Raw genomic sequence first — 7077 nt, forward strand, 5'->3', positions numbered from 1 at the left:
CATGGCCATGAACATCGGCGCCAACGACGTGGCCAACAACATGGGCCCGGCCGTGGGCTCGGGTGCCATGACCATGGGCTGGGCAATCGTCGTCGCGGCGGTGTTCGAGGCGCTGGGCGCCATCGTCGCGGGCGGCGAGGTCGTGGGCACCATCAAGGGCGGCATCATCAATCCGGCCGACATCACCGACCCCACGCTGTTCGCCTGGGTCATGTTCGCCGCGCTGCTGGCCGGCGCGCTCTGGCTGAACCTGGCCACGGCGCTGGGCGCGCCGGTGTCCACCACGCATTCCATCATCGGCGCGGTCATGGGCGCAGGCATCGCCGCCGGGGGCTGGGGGCTGGTGCATTGGCCGACCATCGGCGCCATTGTCGTCAGTTGGGTGGTGTCTCCGCTGTCGGGCGCGCTGTTCGCTGCCCTGTTCCTCTATGTCATCAAGCGCAGCGTCACCTACCGCACCGAGAAGACGGAGGCGGCCGCGCGCGTGGTGCCGGCGCTGATCGCCTTGATGGTGTGGTCCTACACCACCTACATGCTGCTCAAGGGCGTGAACCAGATCGTCAAGGTGCCCTTCCCCGTGGCCGTGATCGTCGGCCTGGGCACGGCGGCGCTGGTGTGGGGCCTCATCCGCAAACCCATCGAGCGCATCGCGCTGCGCCAGGAGAACTCCAAGGATGGCGTCAATCACCTCTTCACCTGGCCGCTGATCTGCTCGGCCGCGCTGCTGAGCTTCGCCCACGGCGCCAACGACGTGGCCAACGCCATCGGCCCCCTGGCCGCGATCTTCGAGGCGGTGAAGGCCGGTGCCATCGCCACCAAGGCCGGCACGCCCCTGTGGATCATGGTGCTGGGCGCGCTGGGCCTGGCGGTCGGCCTGGCGCTGTATGGGGCCAAGCTCATCCGCACCGTCGGCAAGGAAATCACCGAACTCGACCAGATGCGCGCCTACGCCATCGCGATGGCCGCCACGCTCACGGTGATCGTCGCCTCGCAGCTGGGCATGCCGGTGTCGACCACGCACATTTCCATTGGCGCGGTGTTCGGCGTGGGCTTCCTGCGCGAGTTGCTCAAGGTGAACTACGCCAAGATGGAGGCCGTGGTGCGCGCCGGCCACCAGGGCGCCGACCGCGAGGAGGTCGAGGCCTACATGCAGCGCTTCGAGGCCGCCGAGGTGCAGGAAAAGAAGCAGATGCTGGCCGAGATGAAGCAGCGCGCCAAGGTGCGCGGCCTGGACGGCGCGGTGTTCGCCAAGGGCGAACGCAAGGCCTTCAAGAAGGCCTACAAGAAGGAAATCGTCAAGCGATCGGTGGTCATGCGCATCGTGGCGGCCTGGATCGTGACCGTGCCGGCCACGGCGGTTCTGGCCGCGCTGCTGTTCCATCTGGTGGCCGCAGTCATGTCCTGATGGGTGCAGGGCTTCGGGTTTTCCCGAATTTGTGCGAGAATAGCGGGCTTCGCTGGTAACGGCGAAGCCCTTTGTGCATTGGCCTCACACACCCCGGCCCCCGAACACCGCCCGCCATCCGACGCGAGCGAGCAGGGGCCACCGCTTCCGGGCGGACCGTTTGTGGTTGATGTTGTGTAACCACGAACGGATCCGACGCCCCGGGGCCTGAAACTCCCCTTCGCGCGGCATTCGGTCATTGGCGCCCCATTGCTTTTGCGGGGCGCAGGAACTGACATGAGCGACGCTTTCGAAGCGCGCGGCGAGACCTCGCCCGCGATCTCTCCCGAACAACAATCCACGGCCCCGGTGGAAACCACGGCTCCCGTGGACGCCAGCGCTTTTGCCGCGCTGGGCCTGGCCCCCGAACTGGTGGCTGCCGTGGCCGACCTCGGCTTCACCCAGCCCACGGCGGTGCAGGCGCGTGTGATGCCCCTGGCCATCAAGGCCGAGGGCGCCGAGCGCTACGCCGACCTGATGGTCTCCAGCCAGACCGGCAGCGGCAAGACGGCGGCCTTCCTGCTGCCCGTGTTGCACACCCTGATCCAGCAGCAGGCCGCGCGCGAAACGGCCGAGCGCGCCGAGCGCGAGCGCCTGGCGGTCGAGGCCGCCTTGCGCGGCGAGGTGCCGCCCAAGGCGCCCAAGCGCAAGAACCCGCTGCTGCCGCGCCACTTCAAGGCCGCCACGCCGGGCGCGCTGGTGCTGTGCCCCACGCGCGAGCTGGCGCAGCAGGTGGCGCACGACGCCATCGACCTGGTGCGCCACTGCCGCGGCCTGCGCATCGCCAGCGTGGTGGGTGGCATGCCCTACCAGCTGCAGATCGCCAAGCTGCAAAACGCCGACCTGGTGGTCGCCACGCCGGGCCGACTGCTCGACCTCCAGCGCTCCATGCAGCTCAAGCTCGACCAGGTGCAGTTCCTCGTCGTCGACGAGGCCGACCGCATGCTCGACCTCGGCTTCTCCGACGACCTGGCCGAGATCAACGCCCTGACCGCCCAGCGCCGCCAGACCATGATGTTCAGCGCCACCTTCGCGCCGCGCATCCAGCAGCTGGCCATGCGCGTGATGCACGACAACGGCAAGCACGTGCAGAAGGTGCAGATCGACAGCCCGCAGGAGCAGCACGCCAACATCAAGCAGGTGCTGTTCTGGGCCGACCACGCCGATCACAAGCGCAAGCTGCTCGACCACTGGCTGCGCGACGCCTCCATCGACCAGGCCATCGTCTTCGCCAGCACGCAGATCGAGTGCGACGGCCTGGCCGGCGAACTGCAGCAGGCCGGCTTCGCGGCCGTGGCCCTGCACGGCGCGCTCAGCCAGGGGCTGCGCAACCGCCGCCTGATGGCGCTGCGCAACGGCCAGGTGCAGATCCTGGTGGCCACCGACGTGGCCGCGCGCGGCATCGATGTGCCCACCATCACGCACGTCTTCAACTTCGGCTTGCCCATGAAGGCCGAGGACTACACGCACCGCATTGGCCGCACCGGTCGCGCCGGCCGAGACGGCCTGGCCGTGACCTTCGCCGAATTCCGCGACCGCCGCCGCATCGCCGACATCGAGGCCTACACCCAGCAGCGCTTCAAGGCCGAGGTGGTGCCGGGCCTGGAGCCGCGCGAGCGCCCGCCCGCGCCGCGCCGCGACGGCTGGTCGTCCGAGCGCCGCGGCGGTGGCGGCCGGCCGGGTGGCCGTCCCGCTGGCCGGGGCGAGGGCTGGGGCCCGTCGCGCGGCGAAGGCCGTGCGCCCTACGCTGAGGCGCGCCCCTTCCGTGGCGAGGGCCGGCCTTTCCAAGGCGAGGGCCGCCCCTTCCAGGGCGACGCCCGCCCCGCGCGCGGCGATTCGCGCGCGCCGTACCAACAGGAGCCGCGCGCGCCCTACAACAACGACACGCGCGCCCCGCGTGGCGACGTGCGCTTCTCGCGCGACGACCGCCCGGCCCAGGCGCGCGGCTGGGGCCAGCGCCCCAACGCCGGTGGCGGTGCGCGCGAGGGCGGTTTCGGCGGCCCGCGCGGTGGCGGCTTCGGCGAGCGCGCGGGTGGCCCGCGCGGCCGCCGCGACCGCTGAGTCTCCCGGTTCCCCGGCCCTTGGGCCGCGGGCCCCTCAGGTAGGGGTGTTGCGCGTGCGCGCCCGTGGTTCTCCGGCCGCGGGGACGCTGGCTTCCAGCGGCACGAAAGGCGCGCGCGCCTCGTCCGCCAGGCCTTCGGTCAGGGTCTGCAGCAGTTCGATCAACTGGCCGCGCTGCGCCGGCGTGAGCGGCGACAGCAGGCGCTGGTAGGCGCGCTCGGCCGGCTCTCGCGCGGCGGCCAGCAGTGCCTCGCCGTCGCCGGTCAGGCTTACCGTCATCTGGCGCCGGCTCACGGACGAGCGCTCGCGCCTCACCAGGCCGCGCTCCTCAAGGCCCTTGAGCACGCGCATGACGGTCACCTTGTCGAAGGCCAGGGCGCGAGACAGCCGCGTCTGGTCCAACCCGGGTTCGGCCGCCACCACGGTGAGCACACCGTACTGCGCCGGCGTCAGGCCCACGCTCGCGCAGGCGTTTTCAAACACCGCCGCCGATATCTGGTGGGTGCGGCGCAGCAGAAAGCCGGGGCGCTGGTAGAGATCGGTCAGGGTCATGATGTTCGTCGGACGAGCGGGATTCTACGGATGTGCGGGGGGCGAACTTCCGCCAACATCAATAGCATGCTAACGATAGGAGGTCGTCCATGGTTGCCGATTTCTCGTTCCTGCGCCGCGGCCTCGTCGCCGCCGCGCTGCTGGCCACGGCGGGCCTGAGCGCCGCGCAGGAAGGCCCGCTGCGCCTGATCGTGCCCTTTACCCCGGGCACCGGCATCGACCTGATCGCCCGCACCGTGGGCCCGAAGCTGTCCGAGCGCCTCAAGCGCCCGGTGGTGGTGGAGAACCGCGCGGGCGCTTCCGGCAACATCGGCACCGAGGCCGTGGTGCGCGCCGCGCCCGATGGCAGCACTCTGCTGGTGAGCGTGAACACGCTGGTGATGAACCGCAGCCTGTACCCGCAAATGCCCTTCGACCCGGTGCGCGACCTGCAGCCGGTGGGCCTGACGAGCTGGGGCCAGCTCATCCTGGTGACGCACCCGCGCTCGGGCTTCAAGACGGCGGCCGATCTGATCGCCGCCGCGAAGCAGGCGCCGGGCAAGCTGAACTACGCCTCGCCGGGCGTGGGCACGCCGCACCACCTGTCGATGGAGCTGTTCAAGAACACCGCCAAGGTTTTCCTCACGCACATCCCCTACCGCGGCACGGGCCCGGCGGTCACCGACATGATCGGCGGGCAGGTGGACGCCATGTTCCTGCCCATCCACGTGGCGCTGCCGCAGGTGCGCAGCGGCCGCCTGGTGGCCCTGGGCATCGGCAGCGACAAGCGCCACCCGCTGCTGCCCGACCTGCCCACGCTGAGCGAGGCCAAGGCCGGCGAGGTGAACGTGGACATGTGGTACGGCATCTTCGCGCCCAAGGGCATGCCCGCCGCGCAGGTGGCCGCGCTCAACCGCGAGATCAACGACATCCTGCGCGCCGAGGACGTGAAGAAGGCCTTCGAAGGGCAGGGCATGGACCCGGCGAGCGACACGCCCGACGGCTTCGCGAAGCTGGTGGCCCGGGACGCGGACCGCTGGGCCGCGCTGATCAAGGCGCAGGGCATCAAGGCCGAATGAGCGCCGCCGGGCCGTTCCCCTGGCGCGAAGCGACGCGCTGCGCCGAACGGAGGCTTGTCCAATGAAAGCGGGCGACACGATGAAGATCGCGGTGGTGGGCGGCGGCATCGCCGGCCTGGCGTTCGCGCTGGGCCTGAAGCAGCGCGGGCTGGCCTGCGAGGTGTACGAGGGTGTGGCCGAGGTGAAGGAGCTGGGTGTGGGCATCACGCTGCTGCCGCACGCCATGCGCGAACTGTACGCCCTGGGCCTGAGCGCCGAGCTGGAGGCCATGGCGATCGAGAACCGCGAGAGCGTGTTCTTCAACCGCTGGGGCCAGTATGTGTACAGCGAACCGCGCGGCCGCCACGCGGGCTACCCGCTGCCCGAACTGGGCATTCACCGCGGCAAGCTGCATGGCGCGCTCTGGCGCGCCGCGGTTCAGCGACTGGGCGCGCAGCGCCTGCTCACCGGCCACCGCTGCGTGGCGATCGAGCCCGACGCGCGGGGCGCCACGCTGCGCTTCGAGAACGGCGCGGCCGCGCGTGCCGACCTGGTGGTCGCCTGCGACGGCGTGAACTCGGTGGTCCGCCGCCACTTCCATCCCCAGGACCCCGTCTGCTACGCCGGCATCAACACCTGGCGCGGCGTCACGGTGCACAAGCCCATCCTGGATGGCAAGAGCTATCTGCGCATCGGCAGCATCGACACCGGCAAGATGGTGATCTACCCGATCGTCGACAACGTGGACGGCCAGGGGAACCAGCTCATCAACTGGGTGGCCGAGATCCGCGACCCGCGCGCGCCCATGAACGACTGGAACAAGCCCGGTCGGATGCAGGACTTCCTGCCGATCTTCGAGGCCTGGCGCTACGACTGGCTCGACGTGCCCGCGCTCATCCAGGGCGCGCAACAGGTGTTCGAGTACCCCATGGTCGACAAGGACGCCTTGTCCCACTGGGGCGAGGGCCGCGTGACGCTGATGGGCGACGCCGCCCACCCCATGTACCCGCGCGGCTCCAACGGCTCGGCCCAGGCGCTGATCGACGCGCGCACCCTGGCCGATGAGCTCGCCGCCACGCCGGCGGACCCCGAGGCCGCGCTGCGCCGCTACGAGGCTGCGCGCCGGCCGGCGACGGCGAAGGTGGTGGAGACCAACCGCACGCTGCCGCCGGACTTCATCATCATGAAGGCCGACGAGCTCAGCGGCGGCCAGCCCTTCACGCGCATCGACGACCTGATCAGCCAGGACGCGTTGCGCGAGATTTCCGAAAACTACAAGCGGATCGCGGGGTTTTCGCTGAAGGCCTGAGCGCGGGGCTCAGTCCTCGCCGCTGATGGTGACCAGCAGCTGGATCACCTCGGCACACTCTTCCTGGATGCGTTGCACGGGGTAGAGCTCGGCCGCGCTCGCGCCGGCGGGCACGCGCTCGCGCAGCGTCTCGGCCTGCAGCAGGATGGCCGAGATGCGCTCGAACAACTCGGAGGTGATGGCGTTCACATCCACCGCGGCGGCCACGGGTGCCGCCATGGGGGCGGGCGCGGGTGCCGGGGCCCGGGCCGGCGCGGCCACGGGCGCCGGAGCGCTCGCGGCAGCCTGGCGCATCGGCAGCGGGCGCTCGTCGAGCTCGATGTACTCCATGGCGTCGCCGTTGAGGATCTGCTCCAGCCGCAGGCGGATCAGGTCGCGGTCGATCGGCTTGGTGAAGAAGTCGAGCACACCGGCCTCGAACGCGCGCTGGCGGTACGAGGCGGTGTTGTGCGAGGTCACCATCACCACCTTGGTGTGGGCCAGCGCCGGCTTCTCGCGCATGCGGGCGATCACCTCGTAGCCATTGAGGTCGGGCAGCTCGGCGTCAATGACCAGCAGGTCGGGCTGGTGCTGGGCCAGCTTGGTCAGGGCGTCGTCGCCGCGCACCGCGAAATGCAGCTGCGCGATGTCGAGCAGGGTGCGCGCCAGCAGGTGCACCATGCCCGGGTCGTCGT

Annotated in this window: 6 protein-coding genes; 4 read left to right on the top strand and 2 right to left on the bottom strand. The window is 70.5% G+C overall.

Annotated elements, in window-relative coordinates; translation table 11 throughout:
* Both BGO22_RS17485 and BGO22_RS17490 read left to right on the top strand, forming a co-directional pair.
* A partial coding sequence (locus BGO22_RS17485; protein ID WP_286851993.1) for an inorganic phosphate transporter occupies nucleotides 1-1405 on the top strand: 1405 nt, incomplete at its 5' end.
* A 276-nt stretch (nucleotides 1406-1681) separates the two neighbouring features.
* A complete protein-coding gene (locus tag BGO22_RS17490; RefSeq protein ID WP_070398851.1) occupies nucleotides 1682-3505 on the top strand; it encodes a DEAD/DEAH box helicase in 1824 nt (607 codons plus the stop codon).
* Nucleotides 3506-3541: 36 nt separating this feature from the next.
* On the opposite strand, the gene BGO22_RS17495 is transcribed toward BGO22_RS17490, so the two are convergent.
* Complete coding sequence (locus tag BGO22_RS17495) at nucleotides 3542-4057, bottom strand: MarR family winged helix-turn-helix transcriptional regulator (protein WP_083293134.1); 516 nt, start codon at nucleotides 4055-4057, stop codon at nucleotides 3542-3544.
* An 89-nt stretch (nucleotides 4058-4146) separates the two neighbouring features.
* Between BGO22_RS17495 and BGO22_RS17500 the strand changes: the two genes are divergently transcribed.
* On the top strand, nucleotides 4147-5115 hold the full coding sequence (locus BGO22_RS17500) for a tripartite tricarboxylate transporter substrate binding protein (protein ID WP_070398849.1): 969 nt from the start codon (nucleotides 4147-4149) through the stop codon (nucleotides 5113-5115).
* Nucleotides 5116-5194: 79 nt separating this feature from the next.
* Nucleotides 5195-6403 carry a flavin-dependent oxidoreductase gene (locus tag BGO22_RS17505; protein WP_070399207.1) on the top strand — a complete coding sequence of 403 codons (1209 nt, stop codon included), beginning with the start codon at nucleotides 5195-5197 and terminating at the stop codon, nucleotides 6401-6403.
* Between the two features lie 9 nt (nucleotides 6404-6412).
* On the opposite strand, the gene BGO22_RS17510 is transcribed toward BGO22_RS17505, so the two are convergent.
* Nucleotides 6413-7077: response regulator (locus tag BGO22_RS17510; RefSeq protein WP_286851995.1), on the bottom strand; the 665-nt coding region annotated here is incomplete at its 5' end.

The sequence above is a fragment of the Hydrogenophaga sp. 70-12 genome (assembly GCF_001897365.1).
Lineage (GTDB): Bacteria > Pseudomonadota > Gammaproteobacteria > Burkholderiales > Burkholderiaceae_C > Hydrogenophaga > Hydrogenophaga borbori.